Source organism: Enterobacter cloacae complex sp. 418I7, assembly GCF_050030705.1.
GTDB classification, from domain to species: Bacteria; Pseudomonadota; Gammaproteobacteria; order Enterobacterales; family Enterobacteriaceae; genus Enterobacter; species Enterobacter intestinihominis.
This window is the reverse complement of the sequence record NZ_JBLGUU010000001.1, coordinates 4055437-4078939: the sequence shown is the minus strand read 5'-3', so window position 1 is coordinate 4078939 and position 23503 is coordinate 4055437. Positions and strand designations below refer to the sequence as shown.

Below are 23503 nucleotides of genomic sequence, written 5' to 3'. Positions count from 1 at the left end.
ATAGTTGTCTTCGGGAGTGGGAAATGAAGCCTTTTTTGCGCTGGTGTTTCGTTGCGACAGCTTTAACGCTGGCAGGATGCAGCAACTCTGCCTGGCGTAAGAGCGAAGTCCTCGCAGTGCCATTGCAACCGACTTTGCAGCAGGAAGTGATTCTGGCACGCATGGAACAAATACTTGCCAGTCGGGCTTTAACCGATGACGAACGCGCACAGCTTTTATATGAGCGCGGAGTGTTGTATGATAGTCTCGGTCTGAGGGCATTAGCGCGAAATGATTTTTCACAAGCGCTGGCAATTCGACCTGATATGCCTGAAGTATTCAATTACTTAGGCATTTATTTAACGCAGGCAGGCAATTTTGATGCTGCCTATGAAGCGTTTGATTCTGTACTTGAGCTTGATCCAACTTACAACTACGCGCACTTGAATCGCGGTATCGCATTGTATTACGGCGGTCGTGATAAGTTAGCGCAAGATGATCTGCTGGCGTTTTATCAAGACGATCCTAATGATCCTTTCCGCAGCCTGTGGCTTTACATCGTTGAGCAGAAGCTCGATGAGAAGCAGGCCAAAGAAGCACTGAAACAGCGCTTCGAGAAATCGGACAAGGAACAGTGGGGATGGAACATTGTCGAGTTCTACCTGGGCAACATTAGCGAAGCAACGCTGATGGAACGCCTCAAGGCGGACGCAACGGATAACACCTCGCTCGCTGAGCATCTCAGTGAAACCAACTTCTATTTAGGTAAGTACTACCTAAGTCTGGGGGATATGGACAGCGCTACGGCACTGTTCAAATTAGCGGTTGCTAACAACGTACATAACTTCGTTGAGCACCGTTATGCATTGTTGGAATTATCGCTCTTGGGCCAGGAGCAAGACGACCTGGCAGAATCGGACCAGCAATAGCTGACGACATAAACATCAGCCCGTAATCTTTTGATTGCCATCACCTTCACTGGTGAGGGCGTTGTTGTTCGTCAATACACCTAATTTGAGCCGGTTCACACTTTTCAATGAAAATTGCTAATCATTTTCACGATGAGCTAAGTAGACTGGCCGCCATTAATATCGAGGCACTTGTACTACATGGCTGAATTCGAAACCACTTTTGCAGATCTGGGCCTGAAGGCTCCTATCCTTGAAGCCCTTAACGATCTGGGTTACGAAAAACCATCTCCGATCCAGGCTGAGTGTATCCCACACCTGCTTTCTGGTCGTGACGTGCTGGGCATGGCCCAGACCGGTAGCGGTAAAACCGCAGCATTCTCGCTGCCGCTGCTGAACAACATTGATCCGGACCTGCGTGCACCGCAGATCCTCGTCCTGGCTCCAACCCGTGAACTGGCTGTTCAGGTTGCTGAAGCAATGACGGAATTCTCTAAACATATGCGCGGCGTAAACGTGGTAGCCCTGTACGGCGGCCAGCGTTATGACGTGCAGTTACGCGCCCTGCGCCAGGGCCCACAGATTGTTGTCGGTACGCCGGGCCGTCTGCTGGATCACCTGAAGCGCGGTACCCTGGACCTCTCTAAGCTGAGCGGCCTGGTACTGGATGAAGCAGATGAAATGCTGCGTATGGGCTTCATCGAAGACGTTGAAACCATCATGGCGCAGATCCCGGAAGGTCATCAGACCGCTCTGTTCTCTGCAACCATGCCAGAAGCGATCCGTCGCATTACCCGCCGCTTCATGAAAGAGCCGCAGGAAGTGCGTATTCAGTCCAGCGTGACCACTCGCCCGGACATCAGCCAGAGCTACTGGTCTGTATACGGCATGCGCAAAAACGAAGCGCTGGTCCGTTTCCTGGAAGCGGAAGATTTTGATGCGGCGATTATCTTCGTACGTACCAAAAACGCGACCCTGGAAGTGGCTGAAGCGCTGGAGCGTAGCGGCTATAACAGCGCAGCGCTGAACGGCGACATGAACCAGGCGCTGCGTGAGCAGACTCTGGAGCGTCTGAAAGACGGTCGTCTGGATATCCTGATTGCAACCGACGTGGCAGCACGTGGTCTGGACGTTGAGCGTATCAGCCTGGTTGTAAACTACGATATCCCAATGGACTCCGAGTCTTACGTTCACCGTATCGGCCGTACCGGTCGTGCGGGTCGTGCGGGCCGTGCGCTGCTGTTCGTTGAGAACCGCGAGCGTCGTCTGCTGCGTAACATTGAACGCACCATGAAGCTGACCATTCCAGAAGCTGAGCTGCCAAACGCAGAACTGCTGGGCAAACGCCGTCTGGAAAAATTCGCCGCGAAAGTACAGCAGCAGCTGGAAAGCAGCGATCTGGATCAGTACCGTGCGCTGCTGTCCCAGATCCAGCCTGTCGCTGAAGGCGAAGAGCTGGATATGGAAACTCTGGCCGCAGCACTGCTGAAAATGGCGCAGGGCGAACGTAGCCTGATCGTGCCACCTGATGCACCGATGCGTCCTAAGCGTGAGTTCCGTGACCGTGACGATCGTTTCGAACGTCGTGGCGACCGTAACGACCGTGGTCCACGCGGTGACCGTCCAGAGCGTGGTGGTGAAGACCGTCCACGTCGCGAGCGTCGTGACGCTGGCGAAATGGAACTGTATCGCATTGAAGTGGGCCGTGATGATGGTGTTGAAGTTCGTCACATCGTTGGCGCGATCGCTAATGAAGGCGACATCAGCAGCCGTTACATCGGTAACATCAAGCTGTTCGGTTCACACTCAACGATCGAGCTGCCAAAAGGCATGCCGGGCGAAGTACTGCAGCACTTTACTCGCACCCGCATTCTGAACAAGCCAATGAACATGCAACTGATGGGTGATGCACAGCCTCGCTCTGACCGCGGTGGCGAACGCCGTGGCGGTGGTCGCAGCTTCGGTGGCGAGCGTCGTGAAGGCGGTCGTAGCGAAGGACGCACTGGCGAACCTCGTCGTTTCTCCGGCGAGCGCCGTGAAAATCGTGGCCCACGCCGCGAAGAAGGCACCAGCCGTCGTCGTTTCGGTGACGCGTAAGCCTTTTCGCTTTTGACGTAAAGTAAAATATACAGCCCCGATAGTTGTTATCGGGGCTTTTTTTATTCCTTTTGTACTCTTGTACTGGTACAGTGCATCACATTAAAATGCACACCACATTTTTGACTGGAGATAAGGCCGCATGGCAACACTAACCACCACCCAAACGTCACCTTCGCTGCTTGGCGGCGTGGTGATCATCGGCGGAACCATTATTGGTGCCGGGATGTTCTCCCTGCCAGTGGTTATGTCCGGTGCGTGGTTCTTCTGGTCGCTGGCGGCGCTGGTTTTCACCTGGTTCTGCATGCTCCATTCCGGGCTGATGATCCTTGAAGCAAACCTGAACTACCGCATTGGCTCCAGCTTCGACACCATCACCCGAGATCTGCTGGGCAAAGGCTGGAACCTGGTGAACGGGTTGTCCATCGCGTTTGTACTCTATATCCTGACCTACGCGTACATTTCAGCGAGCGGGTCGATTCTGCATCACACCTTCTCCGAGATGTCGCTGAACGTTCCGGCGGGTCTGGCGGGTCTCTGCTTCGCGCTGGGCGTGGCGTTTATCGTCTGGATGAGTACCAAAGCGGTCAGCCGCATGACGGCGATCGTGCTGGGCGCCAAGGTCATCACCTTCTTCCTGACCTTCGGCAGCCTGCTGGGGCACGTCACGCCGGCCACGCTGTTTAACGTTGCGGAAGTGAACACTTCCTACACGCCATACCTGCTTATGACGTTGCCATTCTGTCTGGCGTCGTTCGGCTACCACGGCAACGTACCGAGCCTGATGAAGTACTACGGCAAGGATCCGCGCACCATCGTGAAATGCCTGATTTACGGCACGCTGCTGGCGCTGGGGCTGTATGTGATCTGGCTGCTGGGGACGATGGGTAACATCCCGCGTCCAGAATTTATCGGCATTGCGCAGAAGGGCGGTAACATTGATGTGCTGGTACAGGCGCTGAGTGGCGTGCTGAACAGTCGCAGTCTGGATCTGCTTCTGGTGGTCTTCTCTAACTTTGCGGTGGCGAGCTCATTTCTCGGCGTGACGCTGGGCCTGTTTGACTACCTGGCAGATCTGTTTGGTTTTGATGACTCTGCGATGGGGCGCTTCAAAACGGCGCTGTTGACCTTCCTGCCGCCGATTGTGGGCGGCCTGCTGTGGCCGAACGGTTTCCTGTACGCCATCGGCTATGCAGGACTGGCGGCTACCATCTGGGCGGCGATTGTACCGGCGCTGCTGGCGCGTAAATCACGTAAGCGCTTCGGCAGCCCGAAATTCCGCGTCTGGGGCGGAAAACCGATGATTGCGCTGATCCTGGTATTTGGTCTCGGCAATGCGGTGGTGCACATGCTGTCGAGTTTTAACCTGTTGCCTGTGTATCAGTAAACAGAAAGCCCGGTGGCGCTACGCTTACCGGGCCTACAGGGATCGCGTAGGCCGGATAAGGCGAAGCCGCCATCCGGCAAAAAACTACCCCACCAACTCCTCTTTCACCTGCATCGCCAGATCAAATGAATGCAAACGCGCCTGATGATCGAAAATCTGGCCGTTGACCATAATTTCATCCGCCTGCGTTTCTCGTAGCACTGCCTCCAGACCGTGACGCACCTTCGCCTTATCACCCACCAGCGACATGCTCAGGGCCTGCTGCACGCCATACTGCTCGGAGGCCGACCACAGCTGATGCATATTTTCTACCGGTGGTGGCAACTGGCCCGTCTCGCCGCGACGCAGCTTCACAAACGCCTGCTGCATGGAGGTAAACAGGAATTCCGCGTCGCGGTTGCTGTCGGCGGCAATGATATTGATGCACACCATCGCATACGGCTTCTCAAGACGCTCGGAAGGCTTGAAGTTTGTGCGGTAGAGATGCAGAGCCTGATGCAGCATATCCGGTGCGAAGTGGGAAGCGAACGCGAACGGCAGCCCCAGCTGTGCGGCAAGCTGTGCGCTGTACAGACTTGAGCCTAACAGCCACACCGGGATTTTCTCGCCGTAGCCCGGCACCGGGCGCACGTGCGGGTTAGGATCGCTCGCATCGAACCAGTCTACCAGCTCCGCTACATCACGCGGGAAGTTGTCGATATCGCCGCTCATATGGCGACGCAGGGCGCGCATGGTCGGCTGGTCGCTGCCCGGCGCGCGGCCAAGACCCAAATCAATGCGACCGGGGTAGAGTGTATTCAGGGTGCCAAACTGCTCGGCAATCACCAGCGGGGCATGGTTCGGCAGCATCACGCCACCGGAGCCAAGGTGCAAAGTAGTGGTATTCGCCGCCAGATAGCCAATCAGTACTGAGGTGGCGGCGCTGGCGATGCCCACCATGTTATGGTGCTCCGCCAGCCAGTAGCGGTGATAGCCACGTTTTTCGGCAAGCTGAGCCAGATCCAGAGAGTGCGAAAAGGCTTCTCTTGCCGAGGAGCCTTGTGGAATCGGTGCCAGATCCAGCACCGAAAACGGAATGGTTTTGTCAGTCATAACAGCTCACTTTGTCGACGGTCAATCTTTAATACTGCATTAAAAAATGATAACCGTTGTTAACAAAGTGAGCTTTTTTACCCCTGCAATTCCAGCCCGGCGAGACGTTTCCAGTAACCGTTGCAGTCGCTGTTTGCCGTCAGCGGCAGCGGCGAGGCGCCGTTTTCGTTGGCACGGAAGGCGTCCAGCATGGCGAACACGCCGGTATCGAGCGGCGAAAGACGCACCATATCCACCAGCCCATGCATTGACGCCAGCTCGTTGCCGAGGTTATAGACGTAACCGCTCATAGTCTGAATGCCGTTGAGGACAAACACCTGCTGATTCTCCTGCGACAGCATGCTGCGTCCGTTCGGGTACTTAATGCAGCAGGTTTCACACTCGTCTTTCGGGCGATCTTCGGAACGCGCGGTGAAGCAGCGGGCAGAGTAGGCCAGCGGCAGATGGCCGTAGCTCAGCACTTCGACTTCAAACTGATTGCGAATGCCCAGCTCGTCACACTGATTTAGCAGGTTGACCAGCCAGTCGCGGGAGAGCTCAACCGGCATGCACCAGCGTGTCATCCCTTGTTTGAGCAGCAGGCGCAGGGTCACCGCGTTATAGCAGTTCAGCGCATGTCCGGCGACAAACGGCAGCTTACGCTCGGCGCACATGTTCACCACGCCCAGGTCGCTCGCCTCCAGCAGGAACTCACCGTTTTCGACGTAGCGCTTCAGCTCGCCCAGTTCAGAGGACGCCTGCACCAGCGCCAGCGTCGAGAGCACCACCTGCTTGCCGCTGCCGGCCAGGCTTTTCGCCATATCCAGCCAGTCGCCCACTTTGGTGGCGCGGCGCTTGCTGCACACCGCTTCGCCGAGGTAAATCACATCGGCGCTGCTGTTAGCCGCCTGCTGGTAAAAATCTTCCAGCGTCTCTTTTGGCCAGTAGTAAAGCACCGGCCCTAATGAATATTTCATGATTATCTCACTGCCATTTACGGTGATACGCGCCGAGCGTGGTTTGCGTGCCTTCGGACATCGCGCCGAGCGTCTCCATCCAGGCCGCCTGCGGGGCGTAGTTTTGCGGGTCCGCCATGCAGCGGTCGATGGCCTGACGCCACACCTTCGCCACCTGGCTCACGTAGGCCGGGCTACGCTGGCGGCCTTCGATTTTCACCGAGGCAATGTTGGCGGCCAGCAGTTCCGGCAGCAGCTCCAGCGTGTTGAGGCTGGTGGGCTCCTCCAGCGCGTGGTAGCGCTCGCCGTCCACCAGATAGCGGCCTTTGCACAGCGTCGGGTAGCCCGCGTTTTCACCGTCCTGATAGCGGTCGATTAACACATCATTCAGGCGCGACTCCAGCCCCTGCGGCGTTTGCTGCCAGCGAACGAAGCGGGCAGGCGAGCAGGCACCGACGGTGTTTGGCGATTCCCCGGTAAGATAGGAAGAAAGATAGCAGCGGCCTTCGGCCATGATGCACAGGCTGCCGAAGGCAAAAACCTCCAGCGGCACTGGCGTGACGCGCGCCAGTTGCTTAACCTGATGAATAGAGAGCACGCGCGGCAGCACCACGCGGGCTACGTCAAAGTATCGATGATAAAAACGCACGGCCTCTTCATTGGTGGCCGATGCCTGAACAGAGACGTGGCGCTCAATATGCGGATAACGTTCTGCCGCATACTCAAGCATAGCGAGGTCGGCCAGGATCAACGCATCGGCGCCCAGCTGGGCCGCCATATCCACGGCGCGCTGCCAGCGGGCGTAGCCATCAGGATGGGCAAAGGTATTGATGGCGATGTGCAGTTTGCGCCGGTGCTGGTGAACGAAGTTAACGGCTTCCTGAAGCTTTTTCTCCGTAAAGTTAAGACCCGCAAAATGGCGGGCATTGGTATCATCTTTCAGCCCGATATAGACCGCATCGGCCCCATTTTCGATGGCCGCCTTAAGCGCCGGAAGGTTTCCGGCAGGGCAGAGCAGCTCCATAATTTATCCCGATGTTGTCGATCGCAGGGATCGTAAAAAATGTTAACGAGCTGGGATTTTAATTAACCCATACGCGACAATTTTTGATTTAAGGCAGCTAATGGCGTATTGATGGCACCAATAATGAGGTATACCGGACAACGGTTTGTTGATTTACGCCGCTATCTTCTTGTCGGGATATGGCAAAATAGCAGGACTATAGCTATCAGGGAGTAAAGCTCGTGCTGGATAAACTGCGTTCACGTCTCGTACAATTTGGCCCATCAATGCTGAGCGTGCCGGTAAAACTGGCGCCGTTCGCGCTTAAACGCCAGGTGCTGGAACAGGTACTGAGCTGGCAGTTCCGCCAGGCGCTACAGGACGGTGAGCTTGAGTTTCTGGAAGGCCGCTGGTTAAAGATTGAAGTACGCGATATCGGGTTGCGCTGGTTTACTTCCGTAGAGAACGATCGGCTTATCGTCCGTGAAACCGCCGAGGCGGATGTCAGCTTTAGCGCGGATGCCAGCGATCTGCTGATGATCGCCGCGCGCAAACAGGATCCGGACACCCTTTTCTTCCAGCGTCGTCTGGTGATTGAAGGCGACACGGAGCTCGGTCTGTACGTCAAAAATTTAATGGATGCCATTGAGCTGGAGCAGATGCCGAACGCACTGCGTATGATGTTGATGCAAATGGCAGATTTCGTTGAGGCCGGGCTAAAAACCCCGCCGGACAGTAAACACACTTCAGTAGGTGAACCATGCTGATTCGAGTCGAAATTGGGATTGATGCGCCGGGTATCGATGCGTTGTTACGCCGCTCTTTTGCAGGCGACGCCGAAGCTCAACTGGTTCACGATCTTCGCGAAGATGGCCTGATTACGCTGGGCCTGGTTGCCACCGACGATGAAGGGCAGGTAGTCGGCTACGTGGCGTTCAGCCCGGTGATTGTGCAGGGTGAAGAGTTGCAGTGGGTCGGCATGGCGCCGCTGGCGGTGGATGAAAACTACCGTGGACAGGGCCTGGCACGCCAGCTGGTCTATGAAGGGCTGGATTCCCTGAATGAATTCGGCTATGCCGCTGTCGTCGTTCTGGGCGATCCGGCGTTCTACGAGCGTTTAGGCTTTGAGCCAGCGTCCAGATACGATCTGCGCTGCCACTGGCCAGGCACGGAAACATCTTTCCTGGTACATCCTCTGGCGGACGATTCGCTCGACGGCGTTACCGGTCTGGTGGAGTACCACGATCATTTCAATCGTTTTTAAGCAGGCTTTCGCGTAGCGCCTCGAAAGAGCCGTCCCCGTTGACGAGACGCTCTTTCTGGCGCTTCGTCAGCTGCTTGATGCGGTACTCCAGCCTGAGCGCCAGGGATCTGTCGCCCACGGCGGCTGAAAACGCCAGCTGAAGTTCACCTTTCCCCCGCAGTGCTTTCGCCCCTTTTCCCGTTTGATGTTGTAAAAAACGCCGTGCCACATCGGTAGTGATCCCGGTGTAGAGTGCGTTATCAGCGGTTCGGACAAGATAGAGAAACCAGCACACGGTAAACAGATTCAGTATGTTAAGGTGAACGCACCATAGCATGAGAGAGAGCGAAAATGGAAACACTGGCCGCCATTAACCGCTGGCTGGCAAAGCAGCATGTTGTGACCTGGTGCGTCTGTAAAGACGAGGAGATGTGGTGCGCAAATGCCTTTTATTACTACGATCCCGAGCGCGTGGCCTTTTACGTGATGAGCGAAGACAAAACGCGGCATGCGCAGATGACGGGCCAACAGGCAAAAGTGGCGGGCACGGTAAATGGTCAGCCTAAAACCGTTGCGCTGATCCGCGGGGTCCAGTTCAAAGGCGAAATTCGTCGCCTGGAAGGTGAGGAAAGCGACGCCCAGCGTAAACGCTATACGCGCCGCTTCCCGGTGGCCGCAGCGCTAAAAGCCCCGGTGTGGGAAATCCGCCTCGATGAGCTGAAATTTACCGACAACACCCTGGGCTTTGGCAAGAAGCTGCACTGGTTACGCACCGAGCAGGCGTAGCGCTTCGCGGTTAAAAGCTGGAAGATCGTCCGGCGTACGGCTGGTGATCAGCTGATCGTTATCGTTCACCACTTCCTGATCGTAGAACTCGGCGCCGGCGTTTTTCAGATCGATAACGATCGGTTTCACCGCGGTGAGCTTACGCCCGCGTACCACCTCGGCGCTGATCAGCAGCTGCGGACCGTGGCAAATGGCAAACACCGGTTTACCGGTGCCGACGAAGTCACGGGTAAAGGTGACGAAACGCTCGTCCCCGCGCAGGGAATCCGGTGAATGGCCGCCCGGTAACAGCAGGGCGTCGAAATCCGACGGGCTGACGTTATCAATGGATTCGTCAATGGTCACGCTGGCTTCACCCTTGTGGCCCTTCACGGTTTTACCCGCTTCTTTTTCGATGGTGACCACCTCGTGGCCCGCCTTGCGGAATGCCTCTGCTGGCGACGTAAATTCTGAATCTTCAAACTCGTCGGTAATCAAGACTGCGATTTTTTTACCCATGCTTCCTCCGTTGTTTTCGCTTCAGACTGTTTTTTTCCCGTTTGTGGTAAATACTTACCGGTAACAGACTTTTAAGTGTGGTAGAGCAGGCCCAGATCGCAAACGGACAATTCTGTAAAGGGGACAAGATGAGTCAGGTACTGATTACCGGCGCAACCGGGCTGGTGGGTGGACATCTGCTGCGGCTGCTGATCCAGGATCGGCATATCAACTATATCGCCGCCCCGACGCGTCGCCCGCTGTTGGATATCACCGGCGTCTATAACCCGCACGATCCCCAGCTTACCGACGCGCTGGCGCAGGTGCAGGATCCCATTGATATCGCCTTTTGCTGCCTTGGCACCACCCGACGGGAAGCGGGCAGTAAAGAAGCCTTTGTCCATGCAGATTACACGCTGGTGGTAGATACCGCCCTGACGGCCAAGAAGCTGGGTGCTAAGCATTTCCTGGTGGTCAGCGCGCACGGCGCGAACGCAGGCTCGCCGTTTTTTTACAACCAGGTGAAGGGCAAAATGGAAGAGGCGTTAATCGCGCAGCAATGGGAGCGCCTGACCATCGTACGGCCTTCCATGCTGATGGGCCACCGCGACGAACGGCGTTTTAACGAGTCTTTTTTCGCTCCGCTGTTTCGCATCCTGCCCGGTAACTGGAAGTCCATCGAGGCGCGGGATGTCGCGCAGGCGATGCTGAAAGAGGCACTGGCTCCGTCGCAAGAGGGGGTTAATATTATCCCTTCGGCAAAACTGCGTGAAATCGCGCAGGGCGAGGCGTAAACTTCCCCGGCTTATTAAATAACACCTTCCGGGGAATGGTATGACTGGTCAGTCTTCATCTCAGGCGGCAACACCTGTTCAGTGGTGGAAGCCCGCACTCTTCTTTCTCGTGGTCATCATTGGCCTCTGGTATGTGAAATGGCAGCCGTACTACGGTAAAGCCTTCACCGCCGCCGACACCCACAGCATCGGTAAATCGATTCTCGCGCAGGCCGATTCCAGCCCGCTTCGCGCGGCGTGGGATTACGCAATGGTCTATTTTCTTGCCGTCTGGAAAGCGGCGGTATTGGGCGTATTGCTGGGCTCGCTGATTCAGGTACTTATCCCCCGTAACTGGCTGATAAAAACCCTGGGACAACCGCGCCTGCAGGGCACGCTGCTGGGAACGATTTTCTCCCTGCCGGGCATGATGTGCTCCTGCTGCGCTGCACCGGTGGCGGCGGGTATGCGCCGACAGCGCGTGTCGATGGGCGGTGCGCTTGCCTTCTGGATGGGTAACCCCCTGCTGAACCCGGCAACGCTGGTGTTTATGGGCTTCGTTCTCGGCTGGCATTTCGCGTTTATCCGTCTGGCGGCTGGCCTGCTGACGGTGGTGCTTGTCGCTACGCTGGTGCAGCACCTGGTGAAAGACAACGAGGCCGGGCCTGCCTCCGTTGAGCTGGACCTCAGCGATCCGCAGGGCAGTTTCTTAGCTCGCTGGGGCAAAGCGCTGTGGCAGCTTTTCTGGAGCACAATCCCGGTCTATATCCTGGCCGTACTGGTGCTGGGGGCGGCGCGCGTCTGGCTGTTCCCGCATGCGGATGGCGCTATCGACAACACACTGATGTGGGTGATTGCGATGGCGGTGGCCGGTTGCCTGTTTGTGATCCCAACCGCGGCGGAGATCCCGATTATTCAGACCATGATGATGGCTGGCATGGGTACCGCACCGGCGCTGGCGCTGCTCATCACGCTGCCGGCGGTGAGCCTGCCGTCGCTGATCATGCTGCGTAAGTCATTCCCGGCGAAAGCGCTGTGGCTGACGGCGGGGCTGGTGGCGTTGAGCGGAGTGATTGTGGGGAGTATGGCGCTTGTGTGAAAGAAAGCCCGGTGGCGCTGGCGCTTACCGGGCTTACAGTCAGGTGTGAATTACTTGATATAAGTAAACGCGGTGGTGACGTGCTTCACGCCGCTCACCCGGCTGGCGATATCCGCCGCCGCTTTCCCTTCACGTTCTGTCACTAGGCCCAGCAGGAACACTTCGCCGTTCTCCGTGGTTACTTTCACGTTTGAGGATTTCACCTGGTCGGTACCCAGCAGCTGGGAACGCACTTTGGTGGTGATCCAGGTATCAGATGACGCGGTGCCGAGACCAATCGGCTGGCCCTGGCGGATCTCGTTAAACACTTCCGCCGTACCTTCTACGCCCATCGCGATCTGTTTGGCGCGCGAGGCGAGTTCAGGGGTTGGCGCCTGGCCTGCCAGCAGAACTTTGCCCTGATAAGCCGTCACGTTAATGCGTGCTTCCTTCTTGATCTGTTCGTCTTTCGACAGCGCACTGTTTACGCGCAGCTCAAGCGTACCGTCATCCACCTGCGTCCCAACGGTACGCGGATCGGTCGCTGCTTTGGTGCCGACCGCTGCGGTACCGACTACAGCGGCAGCGATGCATCCCTGAAGCAGTAATGCAGACATCACGACTGCAAGGGCCGATAAAACCTTCATGAGAACTCCTTAATCATCCTGGTGAGGGAAAAGCGTGTTATCGATCAGATCGCATAAGCAGTTCACCGTGAGCATATGCATCTCCTGGATGCGGGCGCTACGGTGCGAAGGAATGCGGATCTCCACATCCTGCGGCCCCAGCAGGCCAGCCAGCTCACCGCCGTCGTAACCGGTCAGGGCGACAATCGTCATGTCCCGGGTTACTGCCGCTTCAACCGCCTTAACGATATCCCGGCTGTTACCGCGCGTGGAGATCGCCAGCAGCACGTCTCCGGCATGGCCTAAGGCGCGCACCTGCTTGGCGTAAATTTCGTCATGCAGACGATCGTTGGCAATCGCAGTTAAGACCACGTTATCGGTGTTTAGTGCAATGGCAGGTAAACTCGGTCGCTCGGTTTCGAAGCGATTGATCATGCTGGCAGCAAAATGCTGTGCGTTGGCGGCGGACGTGCCATTGCCACAACAGAGGATTTTGTTGCCGTTGAGCAGCGACTGAACCAGCGTCATCGCTGCACGCGAGATCGCGTCCGGAAGGGCTTCCGCTGCGGCAATCTGCGTTTGAATGCTTTCTGTGAAGCACACTTTTATTCGTTCGAGCACGGTATCCCTTTAAAATCTTATTTATGCGTCTTCGCCAAACGCGTTTTTAAGCCAGTCGATCGCATTTCCGGTGAAGGCTACCACATCGAAACGGCAATCCACAGTATCAAAACTCCCATTATGGCGGGCAAGCCACAAGTGGGCAGTCTGTAATAATTTTTGTTGTTTGGCGAGCGTCACGCTGGCGGCAGCACCGCCAAAACGGGACGACTGTCGGTAGCGTACTTCAACAAACACGATGGTTTGACCGTCTTTCATAATCAGGTCAATCTCGCCGCCGCGCCCGCGAACGTTGGCGGCGACAAAGCGCAGTCCTTTGCCTTCAAGCCAGCGGCGCGCTTTTAGCTCCCACGCGTCGCCGGTCTCTTTGCGGCTTAACTGGCCGGGACGATCTGCCCCTGCTGGTATTTGAGCCATGATAACTTCCTGTTAATCACACAATCCTGATCGGCGGTCAGATCGCCGGTATTCCCGTTAAGCTCAAAGCCCGGTACCTGGCGCATCTGGGTAAAGTGGTTTGCCAGCGCCCAGGCATCGACGCCCATCGCGTACAGGCGCGCCAGGGAATAATCATTGCGCACCGCGCCCAGCGCCTGCTGCATCAACTGGGGGTTGCTGCCTGCCAGCATAGGGATCTCGCTGTATTGCAGTCCTTCCATTTCCAGACGGAAATCCGGGCCTGCGGTACCCTGTGCGCTGCGGGAGCTGGCGTAGAGCGTTGCGCCGCTCTGGCTGCCGTTACGCATGGCGATCATTGGTTTGATAAAGGCGATCTCTTCCGGCGTAGCGACGATGTACGCCGAATCCACTTTACCGCCGCCGCTGATTTGCGCGTCGGTAGGGGGGGCCGGGATCGTCAGACCGCCGATGGTGACGCTCTGCTGCTGCGGCAGGCTGGCGGATACCGGGCTACCGTTGAGGGCAATACCTGCCCCGCCGTTCACGCCCGCTCTCAGTTCGGAAGCTGAGCCAAATTTCTGCTGCAACACCACGCCACCGCCAAGGGTCTGCCACTCTTGCGCAAAGGCGTTGGCAACGCGGTCGCCCAGCGTGCTGCGTGGGATCAGCAGCAGCGGCGCCTGTTTGCCCTGCTCGTGAATATGACGGGCCGCATCGCGGGCTTCATCCTCCGGAGAGAGGGCGAAGTAACAGATATTGGCGCGGTTCTGAACCTGCTCAGGCTGGTTAAGCGCCAGCACGTTCAGCGTGGTGTTGCTCTTCATCAGCGCTTCCACGTTGTTTTTCAACAGCGGGCCGACAACGATGCTGGCCCCGTCCTGCTGAACCTGCGCCAGCACCTGGTCAAGCGGCTGGGCGCTGGTGTCGTAGATTTTCAACTCTGCACCAGGGTTAGCGCTGGTGGTGGCCACAGCCTGCGGCTGGGCTGCTGGCTGCTGTTCCGGCTGCGCGGTTTGCGGCTGAGGTTGTTCTGCCGTCGTGGGCGCCGGAGTTTCAGCCGGGGCCTGTGTTGCCGCAGGCGCTGAGGTAGCGGGTTGCGTCGTTGGGGCGGTAACCGGATTCTGCATGGTGCCCTGGGCAGGGGTTTGCGCGGTGGTCAGGTCGCTGGTTTCGGCGGCTGACGGACTGACGACGTCATTCACATTCGCCGCCTGTGCTGCCTGCGCCGGAACGGCGCTGCCGGTGACGGCGGTAGTGCCGTTTTTCGCGGCTTCAAAACCTTGCTGAATGGCGCGGCCAAACACCGCTGCCTGGCCGTTTAACGGCAGCAGCAGGGCGATTTTGCTGGTGGAGGCGGGCTTAAAGTTTTGCACGTTCACCAGCTGCGTTGGCAGCATTTTTGCTCCCGGGTTTTGCGGGTAGCGCTTTTGCCAGTCGGTAATGCCGGCTTTCAGCATGTTCGGATCGCTGCGGTTGTTGAACCACATCTGTTGCAGATCCAGCCAGCCTTGCAGGACATTTTCATCGGCGTTGATCACCAGCGCTCTGGCCTGATCCTGGGTCATGGAGGCGAGTGCCTGCCAGGTTGCGTCAATATTTTTCTGCTTGTCCGCACCCGCGAGCAGAGGCTCCTGGGCAATCAGCGCGCGGAGAAGCGTCAGGGAGGTGCGACCCTGCTCAGCGGTGATACCAGCCTGCCAGAAACGGGCCTGCTGATTCTTATCCAGCGCGCTCAGTTCGATAGTGCCGAGGATCTTCTTCGCGCCGTCGAAATCTTTCTGCGCGACCTTCAGTTCTGCCGACAGCAGCGTCTGCTCATGGCGCTGATCGTCGTTAAGATCCTGCGGCAGCTGGCTGAACAGCTCGGCGGCCTGCTGGGTTTTTCCTTCCTTCAGCAGTGCACGAATGGCGAGTAATTGCCAGTTGATCCTGGTATCATTTGAACTCTGCGACATTTGTTGCAGATAAAAGCCAGAATCAGCCTGAGCGGATCCCTGCATATGAGCAGTGCTCTGGTCGGGTGCCTGAGTGCCGCAGCCTGTAAAGATCAGAGCTGCCAGCAGGAGGGGCACGCTGTGCGCGGCTTTTTTACGAAGAAACGTTAACGGTACCATACTGTATCCAGTGATTTTTTTACGCAATGCTCAATATTAAATCGGCAATACGGACGAAACAATGAAACAACACGAAACGGCAGATAATTCTCAAGGCCAGCTTTATATTGTACCTACTCCTATCGGGAATTTGTCTGATATTACCCAACGTGCACTCACTGTATTGCAAGCTGTTGATTTAATTGCTGCTGAAGACACCCGTCATACCGGTTTACTGCTGCAGCACTTTGCCATTAACGCCCGTCTGTTTGCCCTGCACGATCACAATGAGCAACAAAAAGCCGAAACGCTGGTGGCGAAGCTGAAAGAAGGGCAGAACATCGCGCTGGTCTCCGATGCGGGTACGCCGCTTATCAACGATCCGGGTTACCATCTGGTGCGCACCTGCCGTGAAGCAGGGATCCGCGTTGTGCCGCTGCCGGGGCCGTGTGCTGCTATTGCCGCATTAAGTGCGGCGGGCCTGCCGTCCGATCGTTTCTGCTACGAAGGCTTCCTGCCTGCTAAATCCAAAGGCCGTCGCGATGTGTTAAAGGATCTGGAAGCTGAACCGCGTACGTTGATCTTCTACGAATCAACCCACCGTCTGCTGGAAAGCCTGGAAGATATGGTGACCGTCTGGGGCGAAGCCCGCTATGTGGTGCTGGCGCGCGAGCTGACCAAAACGTGGGAAACCATTCACGGTGCGCCGGTTGGCGAACTGCTGGCGTGGGTGAAAGAGGATGAGAACCGCCGCAAGGGCGAAATGGTGCTGATTGTTGAAGGCCACAAAGCGCAGGAAGACGCTCTGCCTGCCGATGCGCTGCGTACGCTGACCCTGCTACAGGCCGAACTCCCCCTGAAAAAAGCGGCGGCGCTGGCGGCGGAGATCCACGGCGTGAAGAAAAATGCGCTGTATAAATATGCGCTGGAGCAGCAGGGGGAGTAAGACCCTGCCGCCTGTTTTGCCGGGTGGCGGCTTCGCCTTACCCGGCCTACACCGTGTCAAAGCCTCACTATTTCTCCGGCATCGCCTCAAACACCAGCGTTTCCAGCGGTTGCAGCGTAATCACCATAGCGTTTTTATACTCCTCTGGTACGGTCGAATTACTGCCGTACACGGCTTTCAGGGTAAACTGCGAACGCTCTCCTGCCGGGATCTCAAAATCTTTGGTTAAATCCAGGAAGTAACGTTGCGGCTTATCCGATGGGTTGCGTAAGCCAAAAATCGCTTTGTCTTTACTCCATGAGGCCCAGCCGTAAACCTCAAGCGAAGTTGGGTCACCGCCAATCCAGTGCGTATCCACCAGCACGCTGGCATTCTCACGCGACCACTTCGCCGCCTGTGCCAGGGTGTCCCACTTCGCCTTGTTAAGCATGGACGGCGTGATGTACAGCTCCTGAAGTTGAGTTCCGGTCGCGAAGTAGCTCCAGACCTGATCGGCAAAATCACCGTCCGTTTGTACTTTCTCCAGTCCATAGTAAGCGTTCTCTGCACTGACGATCCCGTGGTACATCAGGGAGTTCAGCGGGAACAGCGGGCCTTTGCGTACGATGGAGCGATAAGTTTCGGCATCCCGGTAGGTCATCCACTGCTGCACTGGCGTGCCGGGACCGTACAGGTTGATATCATCGCCCTGACGCCAGATTGAATCAGCATAGAACAGCCAGGACGGGCTCGCGTCGGTCCCGGTGGTCAGGTTGATAAACAGGTTCGGGTTTGCGCTGCGCATGTTGTGCAGCAGGGCAATGGACGCGTCAAAATCCGATGCAAATGGGCTGCCCTTGATATGCGAATTGGCGTTACCCATTCCGTCGAGCTTGAACGAGGTAATGTGCTCGTTTTTGATCAGCTTAATGATCTGATCGTTAAAGTTTTTAAAGTAGTTCGGCCCCGACAGCGCCAGCTTGCCGTCTACGGTTTCGAAACCATACTCTTTTGCATGCGAGACGCGAATATCGCGCGGCTTGTTGTAACCGCCCCACGGTGAAAGCCACAGCCCAACCGAGCTATGCAGGCTATCGGCTTTTTCCCTGACTTTGCCAAAACCGTTGCTGAATGCCGGGCCAAACAGCCAGCGTCCGGTGCGATCGTCCCAGCCATCGTCCAGCAGGAACGCGTCCAGCGCCACCCCGCGTCCGGCAATAAATTCTTTATTCCATTCGTCCATCCGCCCAATGACATCCTGCTCGGAGTAAGGAGTAAAGAAGCCAATGTCCATCCAGCTGTTGTAGTGCAGATAAGGCTTATAAGGCCGCGGGCGCACGGCATCGATAAACTGGTTTACGCTGCGCCGCAGCTGATTAGTTTCCGGGAAAGTGCCGAACCAGGTGGTAAAACTGACCGGTGTCTCAGGCAGAATTGGCGTTTTCAGCTCCACGTTGAGGTTCGTGGTGGCTTCATAAGCGTAAGTATTCACAATCGGTTTGTCTGGCAGGATGAAGAACGAGTCGGCCACGATTGGCGAGCTGTTAATCGCCCCGTCAACGTAAGGTGCCTGAGACTGCTTCTTCGTCGGGAAGAAGGTCATTTTCGCTACGTCCCGCGGCTGCCCGACGGCGGCGATGGTGTAGCCGATGCTGGCGTATTTTCCCTTCACCAGGTTCAGTTTCACCGTTACGTTAAAATCCGGATGCGTAAAGTCGATGACTATCGCGTTGTCCTGCTTTTCGACGTGCTTGATTTTGAAATCAGCGGTGTGGATTTTTGTTTCATCCGGTAGCGTCAGAAAGAACAACTCCTGGGGCGTGAGCGGATGGTTAGCTTTGCTGTCCGTTACTACTACCGTTGCATTTGCATCATCAAACGAAAGGGCAATATTGTTGTTACTGAGCGCGTAGTTTGCTGCCGCCGCGCCATGAGAAACACAGAGAGCCAGCAGCGAGAGAGTGAGCCTTGTTTTCATCGGGGTAAGATCCTTATCAGTAATGCTTTAGCATTCGGTTGATGGACTGTTCCAGCCAGTAGCGCTGGGTGCCGAAGTTAATACGCAGGTAGTTTTCGCCGTTTTGTACGTAGTGGCTGCCATCTTCGATGACCACGCCAGCCTGTTTGGCGAAATGTTGGGTTAGCGCCGTCGCACTGCGATCGTCCGCACTGACGTCTATCCAGGCGAGATACGACGACTCCGGGTTCATCATCTTCCATGCAGGGAAGTGGGTCTGGATGGCATCTGCAAGGTAGCGGGCATTGCCGCGCAGATAACCATTCAGCGCGTCGAGCCATGGCTGACCTTGCCGATAGGCCAGAATAATTCCCCACACGCCGAAGATATTGGGCGAGGTAATGGAGTTCTTCTCCAACTGCTGGCGGAAACGCTGGCGCAGCGAATCGTCTGGAATCATTGAGTAGGATGTTTTTAGCCCGCCAAGGTTGAAGGCTTTATTGGGGGAGGTCAGCACAATCAGGTTGTCCTGGGCGGCACAGCCCGAAGTCAGACAGCTGACGAATGTACCGTCCAGAATGTGCTCGGCGTGAACCTCATCAACCACCAGAATCGTGCCGTAGCGCTTACAGAGATCGGACACCTGGCGTATCTCATCCGCGCGCCAGATGCGGCCCGAGGGGTTATGCGGCGAGCAGAAGAACCACAGTTTTGGACGGTGAGTTTTGAGCTGAACTTCAATCAGATTAAAATCCAGCTGATAGCGGTTTTCCTTCACGCTCAGCGGATTTGCAAGCACCCGCACGCCCTGTCGCTGTGTCGCCATCGCAAACGGGTCATACACCGGGGTGTTCATCATCACGCAGTCGCCGGGATTGCAGAACGCCTGAACCGTATAGTGCAGCGTAGAAACGGTGCCGTAGGTCAGGGTGATCCATGACTTATGCACCTCAACCTGATGACGGGTGCGCTGGAAGGCGATGACCGCATCGTAGAATTCGTCGAAGCACCAGGTGTAACCGAAGGTGCCATGCTCCACGATGCGCTGAAAGCCTTCAATCACGGCGGGTGGCGAGGTGAAATCCATGTCTGCTATCCACAGCGGGATAAATCCCTCCGGGACATCACCGAAACGCGAACACACAAACGCATGATCCCATTTACGGCATTTATCGCTTTTACGCTCAATGATTCTGTCGAAATCAAACACAACGACCCCCTGTTAAATTAAGGCTTCAATACCGGATTTGACGCTCTGCACCTGCGGGCCGATGATCACCTGAACGCTGTGGGCATCAAGCACCACGACTGACAAGGCGCCAGCGGCCTTCAGCGCCTGCTGGTCGATAAGCCCCATATCTTTCACCACCAGACGTAAGCGGGTAATGCAGTTGTCGAGCGACTCAATATTCTCTTTACCGCCAAGCGCGCGAAGAATAAGCCCATGATCGTATTTTGATTTTCCACGCGCCCGGGTATTGGCTTCCACCGCCTGGAGCGCACCCTGCGCGTCAACCTCACGGCCCGGCGTTTTTATATCGTGCTTGAGGATGTACCAGCGGAAGACGAAGAAGTAGATAGCAAACCAGGCAATACCCACCGGGAACAGCAGATACCATTTGGTCGACATCCCCTGCATGACGCCGAAGATCAGCAGATCCAGAATGCCGCCGTCGGTGTTGCCGATGGTGACGCCGATCAGCGCCATCACCATCAGCGCCAGGCCAGACATAACGATATGAAACGCGTAAAGCACAGGGGCAATAAACAGGAACAGGAACTCAATCGGCTCTGAAATACCCGTGACCACTGAAACCAGCACGCCTGAAAGCAGCAGCCCTTTAATCACCGGACGGTTTTCCGGGCGCGCGGTGCGGTAGATAGCGTAAGCCACGGCAGGCAGGCCGAAGATAAAGGTCGGCATAAACCCTTGCGATAAAAATGCCGTAACGTGCGGGCTAAACGGCAGGCCAGCTTTCAGCTCGGCGTAGAAAATGTTCAGCGCACCGGCCACTTCCTGGCCGTTAACCATCTCAATGCCGCCCGCCGGGGTGAAGCGCACCATCGCCAGCAGGATGTGGTGCAGGCCAAAAGGTTTGAGCAGCAGTACGCCCACGCCATACAGGAACGGCCCAAAGACGCTGGTGCTCTGGATGATATGACCAATCCCGGCAATGCCCATTGCCACATATTCCCACAGCAGGGGGATGACCAGGCCGACCAGCGACAGGGTGAGGGCGGTAACAATCGGAACAAAACGAATGCCGCTAAAGAAGGCAAATGCGTCGTGCAGCACCGTGTCCTGGAAGCGTTCGTGCAGGAAGTAGGTGATCACCCCTACCACAATGCCGCCGAGCACGCCCATCTCCAGCGTTTGAATGCCAAGCACGATGGATTGTCCCACCTGTCTCATGGTGGCGGCATCCGCAAGCTGGTGGGTGGCGGTCAGGTAGTAGTTGATGCTCATGTTCATCAGCATGTAGCCAACGAATCCGGCAAAAGCGCCCACCGCTTTATTACGCCTGGCAAGGCCCATTGGGATCGCCATGGCAAACATCAGCGGCAGATAGGTAAAAGCAAAGCCACCGACCATGGCGATAAAACCAAAGGTGAGCTGCGTTAACTCACCGCCCAGAAAGGGAAAACTTTTGATGGTGGAAGGGCTGGTGACAGAACTACCGATACCTAACAACAACCCCATAAAGGCCAATAGCGAAACCGGGAACATAAACGTCTTTCCCAGGCTCTGGAAAAACTCCCACGCTTTCGATTTAAACGACTTTTCCTGTGTCATGTAGGGACTCCTCGGATTTTTAGGATAATGGAAGGCGCTGTCCGGCTTAAGGACGCGCCTTCATATTTGCGAGGCTTATAGTTATTTTTTAGGTACTAACGTTATGCGCGATGGGTTCAGGCTTCAGCCGGAAGCAGCAGCCGGTTCGCCGAGCCGCAAACGGTGATTTTGCTTCTGACCACCTCTTTCATGGCATCCATGCCGACGCGCATGTAGAAGCGCGGATCGTTGCCCTGTGGGTTCTCGGCAAACCAGGCTTTGACTGCGTCAGAGAAGGCGATTTTCAGCTCTGTTGCGACGTTAACTTTGCAGACGCCCAGCTCAATGGTGCGGCGCACATCCTCATCCGGAACATCGCTCGCACCGTGCAGTACCAGCGGCACTGTCACTACCTCGCGGATCTCGGCCAGCCGCTGGAAGTCGATTTTTGGGCGTTTGGTATAGAGGCCGTGCGCGGTTCCGATGGCAACGGCGAGGCTGTCCACGCCTGTCAGTTCGACAAAGCGTTTTGCTTCCTGCGGGTCGGTCAGGAACGCGCTTTCGGCGTCGACGCTCATGTCATCTTCCACTCCACCCAGTCGGCCCAGTTCGGCCTCGACGCTACAGTCGTTGAGGTGACAGAAATCGACGACCGATTTCACCAGCTTGACGTTTTGTTCGAAGGGGTAATGGCTACCGTCGATCATTGCGCTACGTACGCCGGCATGGACTTTGCGGCGAATGTCATCCAGCGATTCGTGGTGATCGAGGTGTAGCGCCAGCGGCATGTCATAAGTAAGGGAATATGCGCTGCACAAGGCGTAGATCTCTTCCAGCGCAATATGTTTAAACGTCCCCGGCGTACCCGCGAGGATCACCGGGGATCGCATTTCGCTACAGACTTCGAGGATCGCCTGGATCGTCTCGGCGTTATGAATGTTAAAGGCCGGAACGGCATAGCCCTTCACCTGTGCGTCCTGCAAAAGATATTTGGTAGAAATAATACTCATGAGCCTGTCCTCTTAAGCCTGCCACGGATGAATAACGACGCCCTGGACCACACGGTTAACCGTACCGCTGGCGGATGGCGTATCTGGCGTATTGCCAACGTGCAGAGACTGGGTCAGTGCGAAGACCTGGGCGTACATCAGGAAGCAGAACGCCTGCTCCATATCGTTAAATGAACGAGAAGGCGGCAGCAGGATATGCGGGCCAGCTTCAATGACCGGATCCGTTTCGGCTGCAATGGCTACCACGCGCATAGCCTGACGATCGCGACGTAGCTCGGCGAGCAGATCCAGATCGTACTGACGCGTGTACGGATGGCTGGAGACAAACACGACGACCAGCGTTTCGTTGTCCACCAGCGACTTAGGCCCGTGACGGAAACCCGTTGGCGAATCGTAGAATGCCGCCAGCTTGCCGGCGGTCAGCTCCAGCACTTTCAGCGCAGACTCCCGTGCGGCGCCCTGTAATCCACCGCTGCCCAGATAAACAATGCGTTTCCACGGTTCGTTACCAAAGACGCCGGGGCTGAAATCGCCAAGCGATGTGAGGATCGCCTGACAGCGATCGGACACGTCGCGGAACGTTTTGCTGTTGATCGTTTCCGGTGCGAATACCGCCAGGCAGCTCGCCATCATGGTGGTGATGCTGCTTGTCATCGCGAACCCGCGATCGTGCGTTTCGGCTGGCATGAGCAGAGCGCAGGCGTTATCGCTGTCGACGGCATTCTGATACAGGCTGCCCGCTTCATTACAGGTGATCGACAGGTGGTAGCACTCCGGTACGAACTGATTCGCCAGCTCAACGGCGGCGACGCTCTCCGGGCTATTGCCAGAACGGGCGAAAGAGACCAGAAGCAGCGGGTGCGCAGGGCTGAAATAATCCATCGGGTTGGTGACCAGATCGGTCGTAGGTATCGCGGTGATGTTTTTCCCCGTGTGGCTGGCAAGCCATGGCGCAATGATGTCGCCGATAAAAGCGGACGTACCCGCGCCGGTCAGAACGATCCGCAGATCGGGCTTGCGCAACAGTGGTGTCAGAAAACTGTCGATCGACGCGCGCAGGTTATCAATATTGTTGAGCGAGCGAAGCCAGCTGGCTGGCTGCTGGCGGATCTCTTTTTCGGTCCAGGTGCCGGTGGCGGCGGTAGTGGTTTGTGGCATAACTCAGTCCTTAGTCGTGTGAATTCCACATCAGACGCTGGCAAACGTGTCGCTATCTTTCGTTTCGTTTCACTTGTTCACTTTAGCAGTTAAATAAAATCTATAGAAAAGAAATCGAAAGTTCAATGGCGTAAAAGAAATAAAACGAAAAGTGTGATCGCGAAAGGAAAGGAGAAAGTCAAG

24 protein-coding genes are annotated in these 23503 nt (G+C 56.4%); 10 read left to right on the top strand and 14 right to left on the bottom strand.

Translation table 11 applies throughout. The features are described 5' to 3' along the window. The first annotated feature begins 23 nt into the window (after window positions 1-23). The 4 genes from nlpI to mtr all read left to right on the top strand — a co-directional run bounded on the left by nlpI (window position 24) and on the right by mtr (window position 4371). Window positions 24-908, top strand: a complete 885-nt coding sequence (nlpI, locus tag ACQG0S_RS19655) for a lipoprotein NlpI (protein WP_003861782.1) — start codon at window positions 24-26, stop codon at window positions 906-908. Between the two features lie 107 nt (window positions 909-1015). Further along, window positions 1016-1096, top strand: a complete 81-nt coding sequence (gene yrbN, locus ACQG0S_RS19650; protein WP_097397692.1) for a protein YrbN — start codon at window positions 1016-1018, stop codon at window positions 1094-1096. Continuing rightward, on the top strand, window positions 1089-2984 hold the full coding sequence (locus tag ACQG0S_RS19645; protein ID WP_022649514.1) for a DEAD/DEAH family ATP-dependent RNA helicase: 1896 nt from the start codon (window positions 1089-1091) through the stop codon (window positions 2982-2984). Before yrbN ends, ACQG0S_RS19645 begins: the two co-directional genes overlap by 8 nt. Before the next feature lie 142 nt (window positions 2985-3126). Further along, window positions 3127-4371 carry a tryptophan permease gene (gene mtr, locus ACQG0S_RS19640; RefSeq protein WP_048965975.1) on the top strand — a complete coding sequence of 415 codons (1245 nt, stop codon included), beginning with the start codon at window positions 3127-3129 and terminating at the stop codon, window positions 4369-4371. 84 nt (window positions 4372-4455) lie between these two features. Here mtr and ACQG0S_RS19635 read toward each other — a convergent pair whose 3' ends face one another. The 3 genes from ACQG0S_RS19635 to ubiU all read right to left on the bottom strand — a co-directional run bounded on the left by ACQG0S_RS19635 (window position 4456) and on the right by ubiU (window position 7422). Continuing rightward, complete coding sequence (locus ACQG0S_RS19635) at window positions 4456-5463, bottom strand: luciferase-like monooxygenase (protein ID WP_022649512.1); 1008 nt, start codon at window positions 5461-5463, stop codon at window positions 4456-4458. Window positions 5464-5540: 77 nt separating this feature from the next. Further along, the gene (locus ACQG0S_RS19630; protein ID WP_048965974.1) at window positions 5541-6419 is read right to left on the bottom strand and encodes a U32 family peptidase; all 879 of its coding nucleotides are present in this window, start codon (window positions 6417-6419) and stop codon (window positions 5541-5543) included. A gap of 7 nt (window positions 6420-6426) precedes the next feature. Next, window positions 6427-7422, bottom strand: a complete 996-nt coding sequence (ubiU, locus tag ACQG0S_RS19625) for a ubiquinone anaerobic biosynthesis protein UbiU (protein WP_048965973.1) — start codon at window positions 7420-7422, stop codon at window positions 6427-6429. A gap of 221 nt (window positions 7423-7643) precedes the next feature. Between ubiU and ubiT the strand changes: the two genes are divergently transcribed. Next, window positions 7644-8168 carry a ubiquinone anaerobic biosynthesis accessory factor UbiT gene (ubiT, locus tag ACQG0S_RS19620; RefSeq protein WP_023307057.1) on the top strand — a complete coding sequence of 175 codons (525 nt, stop codon included), beginning with the start codon at window positions 7644-7646 and terminating at the stop codon, window positions 8166-8168. Next, window positions 8162-8665, top strand: a complete 504-nt coding sequence (locus ACQG0S_RS19615; protein ID WP_022649509.1) for a GNAT family N-acetyltransferase — start codon at window positions 8162-8164, stop codon at window positions 8663-8665. Before ubiT ends, ACQG0S_RS19615 begins: the two co-directional genes overlap by 7 nt. Here ACQG0S_RS19615 and ACQG0S_RS19610 read toward each other — a convergent pair. Then, complete coding sequence (locus ACQG0S_RS19610; protein WP_003861768.1) at window positions 8652-8981, bottom strand: GIY-YIG nuclease family protein; 330 nt, start codon at window positions 8979-8981, stop codon at window positions 8652-8654. The two genes, ACQG0S_RS19615 and ACQG0S_RS19610, sit on opposite strands and share 14 nt — an antisense overlap. A 14-nt stretch (window positions 8982-8995) precedes the next feature. Between ACQG0S_RS19610 and ACQG0S_RS19605 the strand changes: the two genes are divergently transcribed. Further along, entirely contained in the window at window positions 8996-9430 is a 435-nt protein-coding gene (locus ACQG0S_RS19605; RefSeq protein WP_022649508.1) for a YhbP family protein, read from the top strand. Here the strand turns inward: ACQG0S_RS19605 and ACQG0S_RS19600 are convergent. Beyond that, the gene (locus ACQG0S_RS19600; protein WP_015571965.1) at window positions 9410-9928 is read right to left on the bottom strand and encodes a type 1 glutamine amidotransferase domain-containing protein; all 519 of its coding nucleotides are present in this window, start codon (window positions 9926-9928) and stop codon (window positions 9410-9412) included. The genes ACQG0S_RS19605 and ACQG0S_RS19600 overlap by 21 nt on opposite strands. 128 nt (window positions 9929-10056) lie before the next feature. On the opposite strand from ACQG0S_RS19600, the gene ACQG0S_RS19595 reads away from it, so the two are divergent. After that, window positions 10057-10701 (top strand): NAD(P)H-binding protein, encoded by a 645-nt coding sequence (locus ACQG0S_RS19595; RefSeq protein WP_022649507.1) that lies wholly within the window; start codon window positions 10057-10059, stop codon window positions 10699-10701. Window positions 10702-10741: 40 nt separating this feature from the next. Continuing rightward, window positions 10742-11779 (top strand): permease, encoded by a 1038-nt coding sequence (locus ACQG0S_RS19590; RefSeq protein ID WP_023307055.1) that lies wholly within the window; start codon window positions 10742-10744, stop codon window positions 11777-11779. Window positions 11780-11829: 50 nt separating this feature from the next. On the opposite strand, the gene dolP is transcribed toward ACQG0S_RS19590, so the two are convergent. From dolP to ACQG0S_RS19570, 4 genes are read right to left on the bottom strand one after another with little or no spacing between them, the layout of a single operon-like run. After that, window positions 11830-12405, bottom strand: a complete 576-nt coding sequence (gene dolP, locus ACQG0S_RS19585; protein WP_022649505.1) for a division/outer membrane stress-associated lipid-binding lipoprotein — start codon at window positions 12403-12405, stop codon at window positions 11830-11832. A gap of 9 nt (window positions 12406-12414) precedes the next feature. Continuing rightward, entirely contained in the window at window positions 12415-13005 is a 591-nt protein-coding gene (gene diaA, locus ACQG0S_RS19580) for a DnaA initiator-associating protein DiaA (RefSeq protein ID WP_003861754.1), read from the bottom strand. Between the two features lie 21 nt (window positions 13006-13026). Beyond that, entirely contained in the window at window positions 13027-13422 is a 396-nt protein-coding gene (locus tag ACQG0S_RS19575) for a YraN family protein (RefSeq protein WP_022649504.1), read from the bottom strand. Next, window positions 13380-15518, bottom strand: a complete 2139-nt coding sequence (locus ACQG0S_RS19570) for a penicillin-binding protein activator (protein ID WP_048965972.1) — start codon at window positions 15516-15518, stop codon at window positions 13380-13382. Before ACQG0S_RS19570 ends, ACQG0S_RS19575 begins: the two co-directional genes overlap by 43 nt. Before the next feature lie 61 nt (window positions 15519-15579). Between ACQG0S_RS19570 and rsmI the strand changes: the two genes are divergently transcribed. Beyond that, window positions 15580-16443, top strand: a complete 864-nt coding sequence (rsmI, locus tag ACQG0S_RS19565) for a 16S rRNA (cytidine(1402)-2'-O)-methyltransferase (protein WP_048965971.1) — start codon at window positions 15580-15582, stop codon at window positions 16441-16443. 67 nt (window positions 16444-16510) lie between these two features. Here rsmI and ACQG0S_RS19560 read toward each other — a convergent pair whose 3' ends face one another. The 5 genes from ACQG0S_RS19560 to ACQG0S_RS19540 form a co-directional block, all read right to left on the bottom strand. Beyond that, a complete protein-coding gene (locus ACQG0S_RS19560; protein ID WP_048965970.1) occupies window positions 16511-18400 on the bottom strand; it encodes an enterotoxin in 1890 nt (629 codons plus the stop codon). A 16-nt stretch (window positions 18401-18416) separates the two neighbouring features. Continuing rightward, entirely contained in the window at window positions 18417-19589 is a 1173-nt protein-coding gene (locus ACQG0S_RS19555; protein ID WP_045308029.1) for a MalY/PatB family protein, read from the bottom strand. Window positions 19590-19601: 12 nt separating this feature from the next. After that, on the bottom strand, window positions 19602-21173 hold the full coding sequence (gene malX, locus ACQG0S_RS19550) for a maltose/glucose-specific PTS transporter subunit IIBC (protein ID WP_169440787.1): 1572 nt from the start codon (window positions 21171-21173) through the stop codon (window positions 19602-19604). 116 nt (window positions 21174-21289) lie between these two features. Next, window positions 21290-22162 (bottom strand): tagatose-bisphosphate aldolase subunit KbaY, encoded by an 873-nt coding sequence (gene kbaY, locus ACQG0S_RS19545; RefSeq protein WP_048965968.1) that lies wholly within the window; start codon window positions 22160-22162, stop codon window positions 21290-21292. 12 nt (window positions 22163-22174) lie between these two features. Continuing rightward, window positions 22175-23320: an SIS domain-containing protein gene (locus ACQG0S_RS19540; protein ID WP_023298709.1), complete on the bottom strand. Its 1146-nt coding sequence runs from the start codon at window positions 23318-23320 to the stop codon at window positions 22175-22177. Window positions 23321-23503 lie beyond the last annotated feature (183 nt).